The following is a 21,313-nucleotide window of genomic DNA, read 5'->3' on the forward strand; positions in this document are numbered from 1 at the left end:
ATTATTTGAAAACCTTGGATCATATATAAATAATAACTCTTTTCTTATGCTTCCTTGAGTATACACCACACGAAGATTGCATTTTTGCAAGAAACAAAGTATATGGATATAGACCAAAAACCCCTCTCCAAAAGGAAAGGGGCTTTATCATGTTTAGATTTGGTCGCTTCCAAAGAAGTTTTTGAAAGACTGGAATGTTGTATCGCGGTTTAGTGCCGCAATGGATGTTGTTAAAGGAATTCCTTTCGGGCAGGACTGTACGCAGTTTTGAGAGTTTCCACAATTGGCAAGTCCGCCATCACCCATGATTTGCTCCAGACGTTCAGCTTTATTCATCTCACCAGTTGGATGAGCATTGAACAAGCGAACCTGTGATAAAGGAGCTGGTCCAATAAAGTCAGATTTGCTGTTAACGTTCGGACATGCTTCCAGGCAAACACCGCATGTCATACACTTTGAAAGTTCATATGCCCATTGGCGCTTTCTCTCAGGCATACGCGGTCCCGGTCCCAAATCATACGTGCCATCGATCGGAATCCATGCTTTAACCTTTTTCAGGGAATCAAACATACGGCTTCTGTCGACCTGCAGGTCACGGACTACAGGGAACGTGCGCATCGGCTCAAGACGGATCGGCTGTTCGAGCTGATCTACAAGTGCTGTACATGACTGGCGCGGCTTTCCGTTAATAATCATAGAACAAGCACCGCATACTTCTTCAAGGCAGTTCATATCCCACGCGATTGGAGTCGTTTCTTCACCCTTCACGTTAACCGGATTACGGCGGATTTCCATAAGGGCTGAAATAACGTTCATGTTCGGACGATATTCAATTTCAAACTCTTCCTGATAAGGGGCTGAATCAGGAGTATCCTGGCGGCTGATTACAAAACGGACTGTTTTAGTTTTTGTTTCTTGCATGGTTTAGTTCTCCCCTTTCTTTTTGGAATAGTCACGCTTACGCGGTGGAATTAAGCTTACATCAATGTCTTCATAATGGAATGCAGGAGCAGAGTTGGCATCAACAAACTTCGCCATTGTTGTTTTCATGAATTCCTCATCATTACGTTCAGGGAAGTCCGGCTTATAGTGTGCACCGCGGCTTTCATTACGGTTATAGGCACCAATTGTAATAACACGTGCCAATTGAAGCATATTCTGCAGCTGGCGCGTAAAGCTTGCACCCTGATTGCTCCACTTTGCAGTATCATTAATATTAATGTTTTTATAGCGCTCCATAAGTTCAACAATCTTCTCATCTGTTTTCAAAAGCCTGTCGTTATGGCGGACAACCGTTACATTGTCTGTCATCCACTCACCAAGCTCTTTATGAAGGACATATGCATTCTCTGTGCCGTCAAGTGACATGATATTATTCCATTTTTCTTCTTCCTGTTTTACATGGCGATCAAATAATGATGATGGCAGATCTTCAGCACTCTTATCTAAGCCGCTGATATACTTGACCGCATTCGGTCCTGCTACCATACCTCCATAAATCGCTGATAGAAGAGAGTTGGCTCCAAGACGGTTAGCACCGTGCTGTGAATAATCACATTCACCCGCTGCAAACAAGCCAGGAATATTTGTCATCTGATCATAGTCAACCCATAATCCGCCCATTGAATAATGGACAGCAGGGAAGATTTTCATTGGAACTTTACGCGGGTCTTCGCCCTGGAATTTCTCATAGATTTCGATGATTCCGCCAAGCTTAATATCAAGCTCTTTCGGGTCTTTATGAGAAAGATCAAGGTATACCATGTTCTCCCCATTTATACCAAGCTTCTGATTAACACACACGTCAAAAATTTCACGGGTTGCAATATCACGAGGCACCAGGTTTCCATATGCAGGATACTTCTCTTCAAGGAAGTACCATGGTTTTCCATCCTTATATGTCCATACTCGTCCGCCTTCACCACGTGCAGATTCACTCATAAGGCGAAGTTTATCATCACCAGGAATAGCTGTTGGATGAATCTGAATAAATTCCCCATTTGCATAATAAGCACCTTGCTGATAAACGATGGAAGCCGCTGAGCCTGTGTTAATGACAGAGTTAGTGGATTTTCCGAAAATAATTCCCGGTCCGCCGGAAGCCATAATAACGGCATCTGCGGCGAAAGACTTAATTTCCATAGAAGTCAGGTTCTGGGCAACGACGCCTTTACAAGCTCCGTCATCATCAATAACAACCCCTAAGAATTCCCATCCCTCATACTTTGTCACTAATCCAGCTACTTCATGGCGGCGGACCTGCTCGTCCATTGCATAAAGCAGCTGCTGTCCAGTTGTAGCACCTGCAAACGCAGTACGGTGATGCTGCGTTCCCCCAAAGCGGCGGAAGTCGAGCAGTCCTTCAGGTGTGCGGTTAAACATTACACCCATCCGGTCAAATAAATGAATAATGCCAGGTGCAGCCTCTGCCATTGCTTTTACAGGCGGCTGGTTTGCCAGGAAGTCTCCGCCATAGATTGTATCGTCAAAATGAATCCAAGGAGAATCGCCTTCCCCTTTTGTATTTACCGCTCCGTTGATGCCGCCCTGGGCACAAACAGAGTGAGAACGTTTAACCGGTACCAGAGAAAACAACTCAACCGGAGTCCCAGATTCTGCTACTTTAATTGTCGCCATCAAACCGGCTAGTCCGCCGCCGACAACTATAACTTTTCCTTTACCCATCGTGACTCACTCCCTTAATACTTGTAAAAAAAGCGCAAGCACCCGCTTGACGGCACTTCAATGGCTGGCCGATCGTTTAATCTGCCATAAGTGATGCATTTTGCTTTGCGCTTTCAATGATGCGGAGCCGGGCAAATGCCCAATTCCCTTTTTATCCGATCAAGTCTAATAATCTCTCAAGTCAATTAAATAAATGCTGTCAAAGCACGTACACCAACAATAGATAGTGCAATGAAAATTCCGATTGTTACGTAAGTGGAAATAACTTGTGAACGAGGAGATACTGTAATTCCCCAGCTGACAAAGAATGACCAAAGCCCATTAGCAAAGTGGAAAATTGCAGAAATAACTCCAATAATATAGAACCAGAACATAAATGGATTAGACAGGATATTCTCCATCATCTGAAAGTTAACTTCTGCTCCAAAGGCAGCCTGCACACGTGTTTCCCAAACATGCCATGCAACAAATACCAGCGTAATGACACCTGAAACACGCTGAAGCATAAACATCCAGTTGCGGAAATATCCATATCTGCTTGTGTTGTTTTTCGCAGTAAAAGCAATATAAAGGCCATAGATTGCGTGGAACAGCAGTGGTAAATAGATTACAAACGTTTCAAGGAAAATTCTAAATGGAAGACTTTCCATAAAATGCGCCGCATTATTAAAAGATTCCTCTCCCCCTGTTGCAAAATGGTTCACTACAAGGTGCTGCATCAAAAACAATCCAACCGGTATTACTCCAAGTAATGAATGCAATCTGCGATTAAAAAACTCACGATTACCTGCCATAAACTTTCCCCCCCTGATTTTAAAAAAACGATGCTGAGCCCCCGCTCAGGACATCATCTCGAAAATGTTATTCATTTTCTTACAATTATGTGACATGTCCATTTTACTCCCAAGATAATAGAGCGTCAAGAAAACGGATACATAAAATGTTCCATATTAATAAAATTTTTAAAAAATAGAAGCAGCTGAAAAACATATAAATCTCTGAGGTTCTATATGACCTAAATGCTGCTCTCCAGTATACTGAAATAGTAATTATTTCTATGCAAATCGTTCTATTTTTTCCCGAATTGATATTAACTCCCCATGCATATTGTATATAATAGAAACATAGAAAGAGGGGAGACTATTGAGCGAATTAGCATCTGCGAAATCCACTAATGAAGATCCTATACAGTCAGTACCGGCATTTGGCTATGAACTAATCCGGGAAGTGCTTTTGCATGACCTTTTAGGAAATGAAGCACCGGAAATTTTATATTGGGCCGGCAAAAGGCTTGCACGCATGTATCCTCTGGAAACAGCTGAACAGATTGCCGAGTTTTTTATAAATGCCGGCTGGGGCAGCCTTTTAATCGCAAACGAAACTAAACATGAACTTGAAATGATATTATCAAGCCCGCTGATTGCTGACCGCCTGCAAAAAAACAATAACAGCACATTTCAGCTTGAGGCTGGTTTTATTGCCCAGCAGATTGAATTTCAAAAAGAAGTTGTTTGTGAGGCATTCGAACATCCCCGCAAGAAAACCGGCAAAATTCTTATTACGGTGAAATGGGATAAAAAGGACCCTGCTGATTAACACCTCATATGTACAAACAATAAGCTATCAAGTTATGATAGCTTATTGTTCATATCTTCTGAATTACGCCTTAACTGCAGAAACAGTCAGGTTGAATGCTTCATGTAAAGCATCAACCGCATCAATCATTCTGCCGTTCTCCACAACCGCCGACACTTTAATTTCTGACGTGCTTACCATTTTCACCTGAATTTCGTTCGCTGAAAGCACTTCGAACATTTCTGCAGCCACACCCGGGTTGGAAATCATGCCTGAGCCGACAATCGAAACTTTGGCAAGTCCGGATTCCCACTCAATGCGTTCATAATTTAATTGTTCTCTGTGCTTTTCCATAACTTTCACTGTATCTGTCAAATCTTCATTCTTAATTGAGAATGATAGGTTAGTTGTCTGGGCTTCTGTCATGCTCTGGATAATGATATCAACATTAATGTGATTTTTGGCAAGCGCCGAGAAAATAGTAGACAGCCCAGTCAGTGAGTTCGGAAGACCGATAATCGTTACCCTTGTTATGTCATCTTCAAAAGCTACACCGCGCACGACTAAATTTTGTTCCATTTTTACTTCCTCCTCAATGATTGTTCCTGCTTCCTTCTCAAGGCTTGAACGCACTTCAAGCGGAAGGCCATAGTTTTTAGCAAATTCAACTGCTCTTGGATGAAGTACACCAGCACCCAAATTAGCCAGCTCAAGCATTTCATCATAGGAAACAGAATGCAGCTTTCGGGCATTCTTTATAAAGCGGGGGTCGGTTGTAAACACGCCGGTAACATCTGTATAAATATCACATTTATCAGCTTTAAGTGCTGCCGCCAGTGCAACAGCTGTTGTATCAGACCCGCCGCGGCCAAGTGTTGTGATGGAACCATTTTCAGTCATCCCCTGGAAGCCTGCTACAATTACAATTTTCCCCTGGTTTAATTCCCCCTGAATGATCTCTGGTTCAATATTCACTATTCTCGCATTGCCATGAACGGCTTCTGTCTTAATACCTGCCTGCCATCCTGTAAAAGAAACGGCTGGATGTCCTTTTGCATTTAATGCCATCGCTAATAAAGAGATGGTTACCTGTTCACCCGTTGTAAGCAGCATGTCCATTTCCCGTTTATCTGGTGAGGGAGAGATCTCCCTTGCCATGCCAACGAGCTGATCAGTTGTTTTGCCCATTGCTGAAACTACCACAACCACATCGTTTCCCCGTTTTTTTTCTTCAATTACCCGATTGGCGACATTTTGAATTCTGTCTACAGTCCCTACGGACGTGCCTCCAAATTTCTGCACAATGATACCCACAGCTTTCCCTTCTTTCTGAAGAACTCGTAATTTGTTGATTTGCCGTCCTATGTAAGTGAAGCATGACAATTGACTCTGCTGTATTTGACAATGGCCTAAAATGTAACCTGCCCTTTTTGGCAATAAAAAAAGCAATGGAATAGATAAACTATCCCATTGCTGTGCAGCCAAAATGTATAAGTGAGCAAACACAGTGAGATAGCTCTCCAGGACGGCAATGTCCTGACAATCCTGCATTTATTCAATGCAGAACCAGCAGAAAAAATGATGAGATTTTCCCCACTTCGGCAAACATACCCTTTCAAAGCTTTTCATGGAAGCTCATTCTTCTCCAAGCTTTTACTGATGAAGTTCGCACCTCTACCTTCACTTAACGATTAAGTCCAATAGTTTTGATTTTATTATTCAAACTAAAAGGACATGTGCTTTATCGCTATAAAGTGATATTGATATAAAGTTTCAATTAGTATAACATGTCTGAATTTTTCTGTCTATATCCATTTAAGACTTAGTATTTCCATTTTGTTCCTCAAGCCTCTGCTTTAACTCTTCAGCTACATTCGCGGGTATACCTATTTTTCTAAACTCCTCAATTGACGCCTCTTTCATTTTCTTTACAGATCCAAAGGCCTTCAGCAGCTGTTTTTTTCGCTTTTCGCCTATGCCTGGAATTTCATCCAAAATAGACTGAAAGGCGCTTTTTCCGCGAAGCTGGCGATGAAAAGTAATCGCAAAGCGATGCACTTCATCCTGAATTCTCTGCAGCAGGTAAAATTCCTGGCTGTTCCTTGCGAGCGGAATAATTTGTAAAGGGTTACCATATAAAAGCTGTGAAGTTCGGTGCTTCTCATCCTTCACCAGGCCTGAAATCGGAATATCCAGACCAAGCTCATTTTCTAGAACATCCCGTACGGCTTCAACATGCCCCTTTCCTCCATCAATTAAGATTAAGTCCGGAAGCGGCAGTTCTTCTTTCAGCACCCGTGTATATCTGCGCCGGACTACTTCTCTCATGGATTCATAATCATCAGGACCTTTGACGGACTTTATTTTATATTTACGGTACTCTCTTTTCTCCGGTTTCCCATCAATAAAGACAATCATGGCTGAAACAGGGTCTGTTCCCTGTATATTTGAATTATCAAATGCTTCAATCCGGTGAGGAGTATAAATTCCAAGCTGTTCCCCCAGATTTTCCACAGCTTTAATAGTCCGTTCTTCATCACGCTCTATTAATGAGAACTTCTCCTGAAGAGCAATTTTTGCATTCTTATATGCAAGCTTCACCAGGTCTTTTTTTTGCCCGCGCTGGGGCTTTAGTACTTTTACGTCTAGAAGCTGCTCTGCCATGACTGAATCAACAGAATCGGGTGCCAATATTTCACGTGGTTTAAAGTGATTCGCTTTAGTATAAAACTGGCCGAGGAACGTTAAAATTTCTTCTTCCGGCTCATTATAAATCGGGAACATAGATACATCCCGTTCGATGAGCTTGCCCTGTCTGATGAAGAAGACCTGTACACACATCCACCCTTTATCAACCGCATATCCAAATACATCCCGGTCGGTAAAATCCGTCATTGTCATTTTTTGCTTTTCCATCGTTGCATCTATATGGGCAATTTTATCCCTGAGTTCAGTTGCTCTTTCAAAGTCAAGTTCTTCAGCCGCAGCTGTCATTTTTGCAGTAAGGTCTTTTTTAATCTCTTTGTATCCGCCATTTAAAAATTTCGCAATTTCATCTGTCATTAGCTTGTATTGATCCTCACTTACTTCCTTTATACACGGTGCAAGACATTGGCCTAAGTGATAATAAAGGCAAACTCTGTCCGGAAGAGTTGAACATTTGCGGAGGGGATAAATACGGTCAAGCAGCTTTTTTGTTTCATTGGCAGCCTGCACATTGGGATAAGGGCCGAAATACTTTCCCCTGTCCTTTTTTACTTTTCTGGTTGTAATCAGACGGGGATGGCGCTCTGCCGTCAATTTAATAAAAGGGTAGCTTTTATCGTCCTTCAGCATTACATTATATTTGGGATCATATTTCTTAATCAGATTCATCTCAAGTATTAGTGCTTCCATGTCTGAAGAAGTGACAATGTACTCAAAGTCTACAATCTCATTAACAAGTCTCAGTGTTTTACCGTCATGTGAGCCTGTAAAATAGGATCTGACCCGGTTTTTGAGGATTTTAGCTTTCCCCACATAGATAATGGTTCCCTGCCTGTCCTTCATTAAATAGCAGCCTGGCTGAGCAGGAAGCAGCATCAGCTTATTTTTTATCGTTTCATTCATGGCTCTCCACCTCCCCGGATTAAAAATTTCTATTACAAGCCTTTTAGCAAGGTTTTTTTATATAATTTGTGGTTTTCCAATTATCAATGTTGTCAGTTGCAAAAACAGCCTTGGGCAAAGATTAAATTTACCTTATTAAAAAACTTCGTCACAACTTGATTTACAAGCTGGCCATGAAGATTAGTTTGCATAGAAAGGCTGCATACTTATTATATCAGCTCGGGGACCTGCAGCATAACAGCTAAGCACACATGATAAAAAAATCCCGATGTCCGCATGGGACACCGGGATTTTCTTTATAGATTAAGCATGCTTTGAAAGTAATTCAGCAAGAGCTTCTTTGGGCTGGAATCCAACCGCTTTATCAACCACTTCACCGTCTTTAAAAACGATTAGAGTTGGGATGCTCATTACGCCAAACTTGCCGGCTGTTTCCTGATTTTCGTCGACATCGAGTTTTACAATTTTCACTTTATCGCCCATTTCAGAATCAAGTTCTTCTAATACAGGAGCGATCATTTTACAAGGGCCGCACCAAGGAGCCCAGAAATCTGCCAATACTAATCCCGAACCAGTTTCGGCAGTGAAGTTTTGGTCAGTTGCGTGTGTAATAGCCATTTGATATGCCTCCTAAAATTTAACTCAAATACTAACGACAGTATATCATCGTTTATACTATGTTGCGAATAATCTGCTCGATCGTAATTTACCCTGTTTAATGGAGATTATTCTCTTTCTTTCAGCATGACATTATGTATAATGGGCGGCCAATTGCCGCCCATTGGTTCAACTATCTTATGCGTTTACTTTTAGCTTTTTGAACTCTTCTGTCAGCATCGGAACAACCTCGAACAGGTCTCCGACAATACCGTAATCAGCTACTTTAAAAATATTGGCTTCCGGATCCTTGTTAATGGCTACGATTACTTTGGAATTGGACATCCCTGCTAAATGCTGAATAGCTCCAGAGATACCGCATGCAATATACAGATCTGGTGTTACCACCTTACCTGTCTGTCCAATTTGCAATGAATAGTCGCAATAATCTGCATCGCAGGCACCGCGTGAAGCCCCTACAGCTCCGTTTAAAACAGCAGCAAGCTCTTTTAATGGCTCAAAACCTTCCTCACTCTTAACACCGCGGCCGCCAGCAATAATAACCTTAGCTTCAGATAAATCAACACCTTCACTCGCTTTGCGGACAACTTCCTTAATGATTGTGCGAAGATCTTTGATTTCAGCAGCAACAGAAGCAACATCTCCTGATCTTGATTCATCCTTTTCCAAAGGAGCTATATTATTTGGACGAATGGTTGCAAACAGAAGGCCATCTGTCACAATTTTCTTCTCAAATGCTTTGCCTGAATAAATCGGGCGTGTAAAGACCAGGTTGCCTCCTGCTTCTTCAAGGCTTGTTACGTCAGAGATTAAACCAGACTCAAGCTTGGCAGCAATTTTAGGAGCAAGGTCTTTTCCCAATGCTGTATGTCCAAAAATCAGGCCATCCGGACTCTCGGAATCAATCACAGCCATTATCGCCTGTGAAAAACCATCTGGAGTATACTGCTTCAGCTTCTCATCTTCAACTGTTACAACACGGTCAGCACCATAGTGGATCATTTCATTAGCTAAAGCGCTTACAGAGTCACCAATTAAAACACCTACAACTTCTCCGCCTTCTGATGCAGTCTTTCCGGCTGCAACAGCTTCGAAGGATACATTACGCAATGAACCGTCACGGACTTCACCTAACACTAATACTTTTCTAGCCATATGTTTTACCCCCTGCGTTATTATTAATCAGTTATTGATGATCAGACAACTTTAGCTTCAGTATGAAGAAGCTTCACCAGTTCCTTAACTTGATCTTCCAATTCGCCTTCAAGAACTTTTCCCGCTTCTTTTTTAGGCGGCAAATAGATTTCAATTGTCTTTGTCTTAGCTTCAACATCGTCCTCTTCAAGATCAAGATCGTCAAGCTCAAGCTCATCAAGAGGTTTCTTTTTCGCCTTCATAATTCCCGGCAAGGATGGATAGCGAGGCTCATTCAGACCCTGCTGGGCAGTGACCAATAATGGAAGAGATGTCTCAATTACTTCTGAATCCCCTTCAACATCACGCACTACTGTGGCAGAACTGCCATTAATATCAAGCTTAGTAATCGTTGTTACATAGGAAATGCCCAAAATCTCTGCTACACGCGGTCCAACCTGTCCAGATCCACCATCAATTGCTACATTTCCAGCAATGATTAAGTCAGCATCTTTGTCCTTCAAGTATTCGGATAAGATTTTTGCCGTCGTGAACTGATCCCCATTTTCAATATCATCTTCTGTATTTATTAAAACTGCTTTATCTGCACCCATCGCAAGAGCGGTACGGAGCTGCTTTTCAGCTTCTTCTGTTCCCACAGAAACAACTGTTACTTCTCCGCCATTCGCATCACGAACCTGGATTGCTTCTTCAATTGCATATTCATCATATGGATTAATGATAAACTCAGCGCCATCTTCATTGATTTTGCCGCCGGAGATTGTAATTTTTTCTTCAGTATCAAATGTTCTCTTCATTAATACGTAGATGTTCATGATTTCCCTCCTAGTAATTAGGCAGTGTCAGAAAACAAAGCCATTAATTAAAACATTTCTTCACTTCAAAAGATTAAAAAAATTTAAAGCGTACAGAAAGGCTGATCTGCCTGGAACTGCCCGCTTATTTTAGAATTGAGCGGGCGCTCGCTCACAGACCATAACAAAACTTGTGAAAAATTAAATAAAACGCTTACATATCTATTATAATAGATTATTAGGATGAATGTAATCTTTCAGCTCAAATCTTTTAAGCACTATTTTCCGGCAAAGTTTGGCTCCCGCTTATTAATAAACGCTGATATACCTTCCTTCCCATCTTCAGATACGAATACTGCTCCGAATAATTCCGCTTCTTTTTTTACACCCTCGTAGAATTGTCCCGTTTTTCCATAGTTTAATAGCTCAATGGCTGCCTTAATGGAGCCAGGGCTTTTCTTGGCAATTTTCTTTGCCAAGTTATAGGCATTTTCCAAAAGCTGCTCTTCAGGATAAGAATGGTTAGCCAAGCCGTATTGCACTGCTTCCAGCCCGGTAATTGGGTCACTTGTGAAAAGCATTTCCGCTGCACGGGCTGCACCTACATAGCGGGGAAGCCGCTGAGTTCCCGCAAATCCGGGAATCAATCCAAGCTGAAGCTCCGGCAGACCGAGCTTTGCGTTATCAGCTACAAGTCGGAAATGACAGCCCATTGCAAGCTCCAGGCCGCCGCCAAGCGCCGCACCATGAATGGCTGCAATAATTGGCTTAGGGAACTTTTCCATTCGCTCAAAAAGATTCTGTCCATAGGTCGCTAAGCTTGAGAAATCCTCTCCGCTTTCAATAGTTGTAAATTCTTTTATATCAGCACCTGCTGAAAAGAATCTGCCTTCTCCGTGAATTAGGATAACTCTGACATCATTATTATCTTTAACTTCGTCCAGGACAGCTGAAAGCTCTTTTAATACACCTGATGAAAGAGCATTCGCAGGCGGACGTTCAATTGTAATCGTTGCTATAAAGTCATTATGGGACCATTTCAGGTATTCCATCCTATCCCTCCTACCATTTTATTAGCACTTTATCATTTCAAGGCCTTCCGCACCCGCTGATTAAAAGTTTATGAACAGGCTCTGCCAATGCAGTAAGATCATATTTCTGCTCGTTCATTACCCATGTGGTCACTGTTTCGTCCATTGTGCCAAAAATCATCTGGCGCGCCAGCCTGATGTCCAGGTCAGCTGGAAACTCACCGCTCTTCCTGCCGTCATCAAGAATCCTTTCCACTAAAGTGAGGTAACCTTTGAGCACTTCATTGATCTTATGGCGAAGGTCTTTATTGGACTGCCTCAATTCGAGCTGGGTTACAATTGCCAGGTGCCTGTCTTCCGAGAGCATTCTAAAGTGCGATTCTACCATCATTAATAGTTTCTCTGCAGCTTTCTCTTTTCCTGCAATTTTTTCTTCAATTTTCTCAACAAAGTAGCCCATTTTATCCTGAAAGAGGGATATTAATATATCTTCTTTGTTTTTAAAATATAAGTAGATGGTGCCATCTGCGACACCAGCCTGTTTGGCGATTTTTGATACCTGAGCCTGGTGATAGCCATTTTCTGCGATCACGACTACAGCTGCATCAATAATCTGCCGGTATTTAGGCTTTGTTTTTTTCATGTGGCTCCCTCCTTTCAGAAAAAACGGGGGCATTAATTTTTAAAGAGCCGCAGGGGGAAAAAATTATTTACCTGCAGCAGGGATTAGCCAATTCACTTGATTTATTTTTGGACCACTAATAATGAATGAATCATCATTCGTATTTTTATAATAGTAGGACAATTCATTTGTGTCAAGAAATTCCCTGTAAATATATTTTATTATTGCATTTCCTTTATCCCTGGACAAGCCTATTGCATCAAAAATAAAGAGCCGATTGAAAATCGGTCCCTGAAGTTAAGCCCGCTTTTCCTCTTCTTCTTTAAATTTCTTTTTTTCTTCATCAACTAATGCCCTTCTCAGTATTTTTCCAACCGCTGTCTTAGGAAGCTCTTCACGGAATTCATATAGCCTTGGAACTTTATAGGCTGCCAGATGTTTTCTCGCAAATTGATCAAGTTCTTCTTCTGTTGCCTCTTTTCCCTCCTTCAGCACAATATAAGCCTTGACTGTTTCTCCTCGATACGGGTCGGGTATTCCGGCGGCAACCACTTCCTGTACAGCTGGATGCTCATATAGTACTTCTTCTATTTCACGGGGGTAAATATTAAATCCTCCTGCAATAATCATATCTTTCTTCCTGTCCACCACATAGAAATACCCATTTTCATCCATATAGCCCAGATCACCGGTGAGCAGCCAGCCACCCTTTAAAGTTTGCTCCGTTTCTTCAGGGCGTTTCCAATATCCTTTCATTACCTGAGGCCCTTTAACTGCAATTTCGCCAACTTCTCCTGCCGGAAGTTCTTCTCCTGTCTCCAGTGAAAAAATAGCTGCATCTGTATCAGGCCAGGGCACGCCTATACTGCCTTTGACGCGGGGGCGATCCCATAAGAAATTTGCATGAGTCACAGGTGATGATTCAGTCAAACCGTAACCCTCGACAAGTTTGCCTCCTGTTATTTCCTCAAATTTCTGCTGGACTTCAACTGGCAGCGCGGCAGACCCGCTAATGCAGGAGTCTATAGAGGATAGATTATATTTTTTTATATCCGGATGGTTCAATAAGCCGATGTAAATCGTAGGCGCTCCGGGAAATAAGGTCGGCCTTTGTTTATGAATGGTTTTCAAGGTTGTTTCGGGATCAAACTTCGGGAGAAGGACCATTTTATGCGCATCCATTACTGATAAAATCATGACTGTTGTCATTCCATATACATGAAAGAATGGCAGTATGCCAAGCACTACCTCCTCGCCGCGCCTGCACTTATAAAGCCAGGCCTTGCACATTGCTGTATTGGATACCAGGTTGCTGTGCGATAGCATGACACCCTTCGGAAAACCGGTAGTGCCGCCCGTATACTGCAATAACGCCAAGTCTTCTTCAAAATCGAAGTCATGGATTTTAAGAGGCTCAGCAGGGCTTTTTAGTATTTCTGTCAATAAATGATTATGACCATCATGTTTTACATTTACAACAATGCCATACTGTTTTTTCTGGATAAAAGGATATATAAGATTTTTAGGGAATGGAAGGGCATCTTTGATTGCCGTTACAATAATATGCTTCAATTCTGTCTGCGGCATCACTTTGGTCACTCTGGGAAATAAGATATCCATTGTAATGATCGCTTTTGCTTCTGAATCCTTCATTTGATATTCCAATTCCCGTTCCATGTATAGCGGATTTGTCTGGACAACGATCCCGCCAGCCATCAGAATTCCATAATAGCTGATAACAGACTGCGGCGTATTCGGGAGCATAATCGCCACTCGGTCTCCCTTTTCAATTCCCAGACTCTGCAGATATGCAGCAAGCTTCAGGGAAGATTCATATATATATTTATATGTGAATTCCTTTCCCATAAAATGAATGGCTGTTTTCTCCGGAAATTCTTCTGCAGCATTCTTTAAATAATCCTGTACCGGCTGTTTTGGATATGACAAGGTTGAGGGGATTTCTGCCGGGTATTGCTTAAGCCATGGTTTTGCTTCTGCCATTTTGTCCCTCCTTTGTTTCAAGCCCATTTGAAAAACTATGAGCAGCCTCAAAATTTTTAGAACATTCTAACTGTTCGACCTTATTATAATATAATGCTGGTTCTATGACAATTAGAATAAGACCTTACACTTAGGCAGATTTTTTTCGAGGGTTGTCCAGTCTATTTTGTATAATACAGCACAGGATAAAAATAAAAAAAATCGCCATTTGAATTGGCGATTTTCTTATTTCCCTATTTCACAAAAATGTTATGCAATAAAGAATATATAAATGGCCCCTATAAGAAGAAACACTCCGCTAAGAACCAGCAGAACCTTTGCTAACTTTTCCAATGTAAATTCTCTCCTTATATTAAACCTGCACCAATGACATAAGACAAACCGATTGACAGCACCATGGAAATAAAGCCGACAGCTTTGTTATTATTCTCAATTTCTTCGTCAATTTTAAACTTTGGTGTTAAAAATTCAAATATGAAATAGCCGATTAACAAAAGAAAGAAGCCAAATACTCCCCAGGTAATCATTGTCAGCAAGGTATCATTATGCATGATGGAGTGCCTGAAGATATTAGCAATCCCAAAAATTTTCCCGCCGGTCGCCATCGCTACAGCAACATTGCCGTTTTTTATTTCTTCCCAATTGCGATACTTGGTGACCAGTTCAAAGACTGCTAAAAAAACAATCATACATAAAATGACAACACTGTAATAGGCAGCTGTTTGGATAAACTCATTTTCCCAAAATTCTCTCATTTAGACTCTCCCCGCCGTTATTAGAATCCCCTCCCCCTCAGAGTAGACCTAGGGGAAGGGAAGCTTATTTGAATTCAACGATCGTAACCCCTGTGCCGCCTTCTCCAGCTTCACCAAACCGGATTTTCTTTACAGATCTGTGATTCCTTAAATATTCCTGAACCCCCTGCCTCAATGCACCAGTCCCTTTACCATGAATAATGGAGACACGGGGATATGCAGCCAGCAGGGCATCATCGATATATTTCTCCACTCTTAAGAGTGCGTTTTCATAGCGCTCGCCCCGTAAATCAAGCTCAAGGCTTACATGAAAGTCCCTTCCTTTCACCGTTGCCACTGGTTTTGTTTCCACAGGTTTAGTGCTTTTAATGTATTCCAGATCCTTTTCGGCCACTTTCATTTTCAGGATACCAATCTGAACCTGCCATTCGTTCTCAGACACCTTTTCAAGCAGGTGCCCTTTTTGCCCAAAACTCAGAACTTTTACCTCATCACCTGCTTCAAAAACGTGTTTATTATTCTTTGGCTTTAGTTTATTTTTGGCTGTGCTCATCTGAGGTGCAGCTTCGGACAGGCGTTTCTTCGCTTCTATCAGCTCATGCTCCTTTACCTCAGCATGTTTTTCCAGCCGCATCTTTCTTAAGTCACGGATAATCTCTTCTGCTTCAGCCTTGGCTTTCTCAACGATATCGCCGGCCTTCTCTGCAGCCTTCTCATGCATCGCATCTTTTTGCTCATAAAACTCAGCCATTTGCTTTTGCAGATCTTTATGAAGTTTTTCTGCACTTTTCAAAAAGTCATTGGCTTCTGACATGTCAGCTTCTGCTTGTCTGCGGCTTTCCTCCAGGGAAGCAATCATATTTTCAACCTGATTGGTATCTGCTCCGATATAGGATCGTGCGGTCTCAATCACTTGATCATTAAGCCCAAGCCGTTTGGATATTTCAAAGGCATTGCTTCGGCCAGGAACTCCAATCAACAGCTTATAGGTTGGACTTAGCGTTTCAATATCAAATTCTACACTGGCATTGATTACTCCTTCTCTGTTATAGCCGTACGCTTTAAGTTCAGGATAATGAGTGGTGGCAATAACTTTTGCCCCCCGCTTGTATACTTCATCAAGAATGGAAATTGCCAGGGCAGCACCTTCCTGCGGATCTGTGCCTGCACCAAGCTCATCGAATAATACCAGGCTATTGAAATCAACCTCGTTAAGAATTTCCACGATATTCACCATGTGTGAAGAGAAGGTACTTAAGCTTTGTTCAATTGATTGTTCATCTCCGATATCAGCATAAACATTTCCGAAGACAGCCGTTTCAGACCCATCAAGCGCCGGGATTTGCAGACCTGCCTGTGCCATTAAAGTGCAGAGTCCTACTGTTTTTAAAGTTACTGTCTTCCCGCCTGTATTCGGTCCCGTAATGACTATGGTTGAATAATCATCACCAAGCTTAACATCATTTGCCACTACTTCATCAATTGGAATAAGCGGATGCCGGGCTTTGAATAATGATATTTTCCCTTGATTATTAATTTTCGGCTTAGATCCTTTTATTCGTTTACTGTATCTGGCTTTTGCAAAAGTAAAATCGATTTCTCCGAGCACATCTACAATGGTTTCCAGTTCACTGCTGCTCTCAGCTGTCTGTCCCGAGAGCACTATGAGGATCCGTTCGATTTCCTGCTGTTCTTTCACCCTTATGCCCTGTAATTCATTGTTCAACTGGACTATGGACGCAGGCTCAATGAATAATGTCTGGCCGGATGAGCTTTGGTCATGGATAATGCCGCCATAATGTCCCCGGTACTCCTGCTTTACAGGGATGACAAATCGGTCATTTCTTATTGTAATAATTGCATCGGAAAGCATTTTTTGTGCGCTGGAAGACCGAATCATGCTCTCCAGCCGCTCCCTTACACGCGATTCTTTGGTACGAAGCTGATTTCGAAGCGAACGGAGAGTCTCGCTTGCACTGTCAAGTACTTCTCCATTGTCATCAACCGCATTGCGGATAGAGGTCTCCAAGTCTGCCAAGACAATAATTTTATCAGTATATCCAGATAAGATAGGCAAACTGCTTTCTTCCTCAGCAAATTCCTCGATGAATCTTTTCATCTGCCTGCTTGCATGAATTGTGCTGGATATTTGGTTAAGTTCCTGGGGACTTAGCATTCCGCCAATAACCGCCCGCTTCACATGAGGACGAATATCAAAAATGCCGCCAAGCGGTACATTCCCTTTAATTCTAAGCACTTTAACGGCTTCATCTGTTTCTTCCTGCCTGCGGATTACCTCTTCATACTCAGTTGAAGGAAGAATATTTAAGGCCTTTTTTCTACCCAAGGATGAAGAAACATGTTCCAGCAGCTGTTCCTTCACTTTATTGAACTCAAGTATCTTTAATACTCTATCTTGCATGAGGACTTTCCCCTTTCATGCCCAATTTTCCTATTGGCGTTCTTTAAGAAATTTGAGCAAATCTTCTGTTTCCATGGCATTTAGAACGGATTCTTTCTTGATCCATCCTTTCTTTGCCGCAGAAACACCGATTTCCATGTGATTTAAAGTGTCTATTTTATGTGCATCTGTGTTAATCACTATTTTCACACCTGCTTCCTGAGCTTGTCTGATATGGTCGGAAGCAAGATCAAGCCGGTTCGGATTCGCATTCAGCTCAAGGGCTGTATTTGTTTCCTTGGCTAGCTCGATAAGCATTTCCATGTCTACATCATAGCCTTCCCTGCGACCGATCAATCTTCCGGTGGGGTGGGCGATAATGTCAACATGAGCATTCTGCAGCGCCGTTTTCAAGCGTGCCATGATTTTTTCCTTCGGCTGTGAAAAAGAAGAATGAATGGAAGCAATGACGATGTCCAGCTCTTCGAGGAGTTCATCGTCATAATCCAGCGATCCGTCAGGCAGAATATCCATCTCCACCCCTGATAAAATCGTGAAGTCATCAAACTGCTCATTTAGCCGCTTTATTTCTTCCTTTTGACTGCGAAGCCTTTCGGCTGTCAAACCGTTCGCCACTCTCAGGTATTGGGAATGGTCTGTAATCGCCATGTATTTATAGCCACGGGCACGGCACGCTTCGATCATTTCCTCTATGGAATAGGCGCCATCACTCCAGGTTGAGTGCATATGAAGATCACCCTTAATATCTTCTAGAGAGATAAGTTCCATGCCTTGCGTGTATTCATCTACTTCTTTCCCATCTTCCCTAATTTCAGGAGGAAAGAATGGAAGCCCAAAATGGGCGTAAAATTCTTCTTCATTATTAAATGTAAGGATTTCCCCTGTTTCTGTATTTTCGACTCCATACTCACTGATTTTTTCCCCGCGCTCTTTGGCAAGCTGGCGCATTCTGACATTATGATCCTTTGATCCAGTAAAATGATGGAGTGTTGTGGCAAATTCATGCGTCTCAACTAGTCGGAAGTCAGCAGATATATCATAAGAATGCTGAAACACAACCGAAACCTTTGTATCTCCTGCGGCAATTACTTCTTTGATGCCGGCCAGGCTTAATAACTGCTCTTTGACAGAAGCAGGATTGTCAGTAGCTATAATAAAGTCGAGGTCTTTGATGGTTTCCCTCATTCTCCTTAAGCTACCTGCCCTTGAGTACTTTTCAATATCCTTCATTTCTGAAAGCGCAGCTTCTATGCCTTCTGCAATTGGCAGCATGAATGCAAGCGGGAGCCGTTCCGGTCTGGTTCCTGCATTTTCAAGTGCAGCGAGTATCTTCTCTTCAGATTTTTCCCCGAAGCCTGCCAGTCCCCGGACCTTCTTATTGCGGCAAGCCGCTTCAAGATCTATAGCATTTTCGACGCCAAGCTCTTTATATAGCTTGGCGATTTTCTTGCCGCCAAGTCCCGGGAGCTGAAGCAGGGGAATTAAACCAGCAGGGACTTCTTCTTTCAGCTCATCAAGAACAGAAGACATTCCTTCTTTAATGTACTCCTCAATTACAGCAGCAGTGCCTTTACCGATGCCGGATAGCTTTGTAAAGTCATCAATTTCAGTCAAGCTCTCATCATTTGATTCAAGTGCGAGTGCCGCTTTTCGGAACGCAGCTGTTTTGAATGGGTTCTCTCCTTTTAACTCCATATAAACAGCAATAGTCTCTAAAAGTCTGACGACATCTTTTTTATTTATACTCATGAAACCCCACCTGTCCGTAACAATATTCGTAAACGTATTATCTCTTATTTTGCTGTATAACTTCAAATCATGGATATTTAAAGCACCTTACTTAAAAAGTAAAAGTACCCATTATACGGCTATCCGCAAAAAACACAGAGCTCCCAGGACTCCTCGTCTTCCCCTGCATGTCCGCAGCTCCTTCACCCCACTAAGTGAAATCACTGGTATAAAGATTTAATATCCGCAAAGCTTTTAAACTGTCTTTCAAAAAGAAAACTTCTCTAAGATAGAGAAGTTACGCACCTATATATTCAACCCACATTTCTTTGAACTGGTTAGAGAGAACAGGCGTGTTCTTAACCATTAATTCTGCCATAAAGGAATTATTGATCGGTCCCTGCAGGACTTCGATTGGAACGAGTGCTGCTATGTATAATACAATAAACATGATAAGATAGACTTCGATAAATCCGAGAATTCCTCCAGCCCAAACATTCAGCTGTTTTAGTACCGGAAGATGGGCAACAAAATCGAGCATGCTTCCAATAATCTGCAGTAATATTTTTACGGCAAAAAAAATCACGACAAATGCAATGGCGCGATAGTAAGCATCTTCAAGATCTGCATTCTCAAATAACGTCTTTATCGCCGAGTCACTGCTAAAGCTTGGATATGGAACCCATAAGGTCAGCTTAGGCGCCAGCTCACTGTAATACATACGGGCTACAATGAAAGCAATAATGAATCCGGTCAAATGAATTAATTGCAGGATAAATCCTCTTTTCAGGCCTATTAAAAAACCAAAAACCAAAATAATAATAATTGCAAGATCCAGCATGACTACTTTCCGTCCTTTACTCTATTTAATTCGTTTTCCAGCCGTTCCAGACGGTCTGTTAGCTTTATATAATCATTAACAGCATTGACTGCGGTTAGCACGGCTAACTTACTAATGTCGAGTGATGGATTCTTCGAACTGATCTCACGCATTTTATCGTCAACCAGCGAAGCGACAAGGCGAACATGGCTGGAGCTTTCTGTGCCAACTATTACATACTGCTGTCCATAAATATCTACACTTGTTCGGTTTCTTTGTATCTCTGACAACGTCCATGCCCCCTTCTTTAAAGAATCCTAATCAATATCATAACATGAACACATATTGGTGGGAAGCCAAAGCATGTCAGAATAGCTCAGTTAATGTAAATCGATTCCAAATAGAGGAAACAAAACCAACAATACACTACGATGAGGAGAATGAATATGAGCCAGGTAGTACTCTTAAAAAAAACAAGTGAAATCGCTAAAATGAAGGATCATTATTCTGGCAGCCTAAATGATAAGCAGCCTCCAGGAAGTGTTTTTGCTGCAAAAGTTCCAGGATGTTCGATCACTGCCTATAACTCAGGCAAGGTTCTCTTCCAAGGAAGCGGATGTGAAGCTGAGGCTAAAAAATGGGGAGATACCTCACGCAGTCGACAGCCCAGCAAGAAAACCAGCCCCACTGCTGCCGGTCTTCCCGAAAATATAAGTTCCCTTTCTGTCATAGGTTCCGATGAAGTAGGTACCGGGGATTATTTTGGCCCCATTACAGTGGTTGCAGCTTATGTGAAAAAAGATCAAATCCCTTTGCTGAAGGAGCTTGGTGTGAAGGATTCAAAAAATCTGGGGGATGAAAGAATCATTGAAATTGCAAAACAGATTAAAAATATCGTTCCCCACAGCCTGTTAACATTGCATAATGAAAAATACAATAAGCTTCAGCAAGCAGGGATGTCACAGGGTAAAATCAAAGCATTGCTGCACAATCAGGCCATTGGGCATGTTTTAGGTAAAATTTCTCCTGAAAAGCCTGAAGCCATTCTGATTGATCAATTTGCCAAAGAAGAGATTTACTACAATTATTTGAAAAACCAGAAGACCATACAAAGGGAGCGGGTCTTTTTCAGCACAAAAGCTGAAGGAATCCATCTGGCAGTTGCAGCAGCATCCATTCTGGCACGCTATGCGTTTGTGCGCCACTTTGAAAACCTAAGCACAAAAGCAGGTTTCAGGCTCACTAAAGGCGCTGGCCCGAAGGTTGATGAGGCAGCTGCCAGGCTTATCAGGGAAAAAGGGCGTGAGGCATTGCCTCTTTTTGTAAAACTGCACTTTGCAAATACTGAAAAGGCAATGAAACTTTATAACAGGAAGTATAAATGATAATAAAGCAGCCAATTGGGGAAAATTGGCTGCTTTTTTACTGTTTAAAAGAGTTTAATCCTTATGAATATGTATTTATCTTCCAATAATCCGTTGTTACCGGCCATTTTTGT

At 42.0% G+C, this 21,313-nt stretch carries 18 protein-coding genes and 1 riboswitch; of the genes, 2 read left to right on the forward strand and 16 right to left on the reverse strand.

Annotated features, from left to right (window positions below; genetic code table 11):
* Positions 1-153 precede the first annotated feature (153 nt).
* The 3 genes from sdhB to AC6CHU_RS02410 form a co-directional block, all read right to left on the reverse strand.
* The gene (gene sdhB, locus AC6CHU_RS02400) at positions 154-921 is read right to left on the reverse strand and encodes a succinate dehydrogenase iron-sulfur subunit (protein WP_159863362.1); all 768 of its coding nucleotides are present in this window, start codon (positions 919-921) and stop codon (positions 154-156) included.
* Positions 922-924: 3 nt separating this feature from the next.
* Positions 925-2,685 carry a succinate dehydrogenase flavoprotein subunit gene (gene sdhA, locus AC6CHU_RS02405; protein WP_035330247.1) on the reverse strand — a complete coding sequence of 587 codons (1,761 nt, stop codon included), beginning with the start codon at positions 2,683-2,685 and terminating at the stop codon, positions 925-927.
* Between the two features lie 185 nt (positions 2,686-2,870).
* Complete coding sequence (locus tag AC6CHU_RS02410; protein ID WP_159863363.1) at positions 2,871-3,479, reverse strand: succinate dehydrogenase cytochrome b558 subunit; 609 nt, start codon at positions 3,477-3,479, stop codon at positions 2,871-2,873.
* A gap of 349 nt (positions 3,480-3,828) precedes the next feature.
* Here AC6CHU_RS02410 and AC6CHU_RS02415 point away from each other — a divergent pair, with 349 nt between their 5' ends.
* On the forward strand, positions 3,829-4,281 hold the full coding sequence (locus AC6CHU_RS02415) for a YslB family protein (RefSeq protein ID WP_159863364.1): 453 nt from the start codon (positions 3,829-3,831) through the stop codon (positions 4,279-4,281).
* Between the two features lie 63 nt (positions 4,282-4,344).
* On the opposite strand, the gene AC6CHU_RS02420 is transcribed toward AC6CHU_RS02415, so the two are convergent.
* From AC6CHU_RS02420 to zapA, 13 genes are all read right to left on the reverse strand, one after another.
* On the reverse strand, positions 4,345-5,574 hold the full coding sequence (locus AC6CHU_RS02420; RefSeq protein ID WP_159863365.1) for an aspartate kinase: 1,230 nt from the start codon (positions 5,572-5,574) through the stop codon (positions 4,345-4,347).
* Positions 5,575-5,765: 191 nt separating this feature from the next.
* Positions 5,766-5,945: riboswitch (Lysine riboswitch) on the reverse strand.
* A 130-nt stretch (positions 5,946-6,075) separates the two neighbouring features.
* Positions 6,076-7,869, reverse strand: a complete 1,794-nt coding sequence (uvrC, locus tag AC6CHU_RS02425; RefSeq protein ID WP_251283951.1) for an excinuclease ABC subunit UvrC — start codon at positions 7,867-7,869, stop codon at positions 6,076-6,078.
* A gap of 303 nt (positions 7,870-8,172) precedes the next feature.
* Positions 8,173-8,487, reverse strand: a complete 315-nt coding sequence (gene trxA / locus AC6CHU_RS02430) for a thioredoxin (RefSeq protein ID WP_159863367.1) — start codon at positions 8,485-8,487, stop codon at positions 8,173-8,175.
* A 177-nt stretch (positions 8,488-8,664) separates the two neighbouring features.
* A complete protein-coding gene (locus tag AC6CHU_RS02435; protein WP_159863368.1) occupies positions 8,665-9,642 on the reverse strand; it encodes an electron transfer flavoprotein subunit alpha/FixB family protein in 978 nt (325 codons plus the stop codon).
* A gap of 41 nt (positions 9,643-9,683) precedes the next feature.
* Positions 9,684-10,457 (reverse strand): electron transfer flavoprotein subunit beta/FixA family protein, encoded by a 774-nt coding sequence (locus tag AC6CHU_RS02440; RefSeq protein ID WP_159863369.1) that lies wholly within the window; start codon positions 10,455-10,457, stop codon positions 9,684-9,686.
* A gap of 257 nt (positions 10,458-10,714) precedes the next feature.
* Positions 10,715-11,488, reverse strand: coding sequence for an enoyl-CoA hydratase (locus tag AC6CHU_RS02445; RefSeq protein WP_498119937.1), 774 nt, complete (start codon positions 11,486-11,488; stop codon positions 10,715-10,717).
* Positions 11,489-11,525: 37 nt separating this feature from the next.
* On the reverse strand, positions 11,526-12,110 hold the full coding sequence (fadR, locus tag AC6CHU_RS02450; RefSeq protein WP_159863371.1) for a fatty acid metabolism transcriptional regulator FadR: 585 nt from the start codon (positions 12,108-12,110) through the stop codon (positions 11,526-11,528).
* Between the two features lie 276 nt (positions 12,111-12,386).
* Positions 12,387-14,090, reverse strand: a complete 1,704-nt coding sequence (locus tag AC6CHU_RS02455) for a long-chain-fatty-acid--CoA ligase (protein WP_159863372.1) — start codon at positions 14,088-14,090, stop codon at positions 12,387-12,389.
* Between the two features lie 347 nt (positions 14,091-14,437).
* Positions 14,438-14,845 carry a DUF350 domain-containing protein gene (locus AC6CHU_RS02460; protein ID WP_159863373.1) on the reverse strand — a complete coding sequence of 136 codons (408 nt, stop codon included), beginning with the start codon at positions 14,843-14,845 and terminating at the stop codon, positions 14,438-14,440.
* Positions 14,846-14,909: 64 nt separating this feature from the next.
* Entirely contained in the window at positions 14,910-17,267 is a 2,358-nt protein-coding gene (locus AC6CHU_RS02465) for an endonuclease MutS2 (protein WP_498119940.1), read from the reverse strand.
* Between the two features lie 30 nt (positions 17,268-17,297).
* Complete coding sequence (gene polX / locus AC6CHU_RS02470) at positions 17,298-19,016, reverse strand: DNA polymerase/3'-5' exonuclease PolX (protein WP_498119941.1); 1,719 nt, start codon at positions 19,014-19,016, stop codon at positions 17,298-17,300.
* A 277-nt stretch (positions 19,017-19,293) separates the two neighbouring features.
* Complete coding sequence (locus AC6CHU_RS02475) at positions 19,294-19,836, reverse strand: CvpA family protein (protein ID WP_159863376.1); 543 nt, start codon at positions 19,834-19,836, stop codon at positions 19,294-19,296.
* A 2-nt stretch (positions 19,837-19,838) separates the two neighbouring features.
* Positions 19,839-20,105 carry a cell division protein ZapA gene (zapA, locus tag AC6CHU_RS02480; protein WP_159863377.1) on the reverse strand — a complete coding sequence of 89 codons (267 nt, stop codon included), beginning with the start codon at positions 20,103-20,105 and terminating at the stop codon, positions 19,839-19,841.
* A gap of 156 nt (positions 20,106-20,261) precedes the next feature.
* Between zapA and rnhC the strand changes: the two genes are divergently transcribed.
* Entirely contained in the window at positions 20,262-21,200 is a 939-nt protein-coding gene (gene rnhC, locus AC6CHU_RS02485; protein WP_498119943.1) for a ribonuclease HIII, read from the forward strand.
* Positions 21,201-21,313: the final 113 nt, after the last annotated feature.

The sequence above is a fragment of the Cytobacillus sp. GQ23 genome, assembly GCF_059758675.1.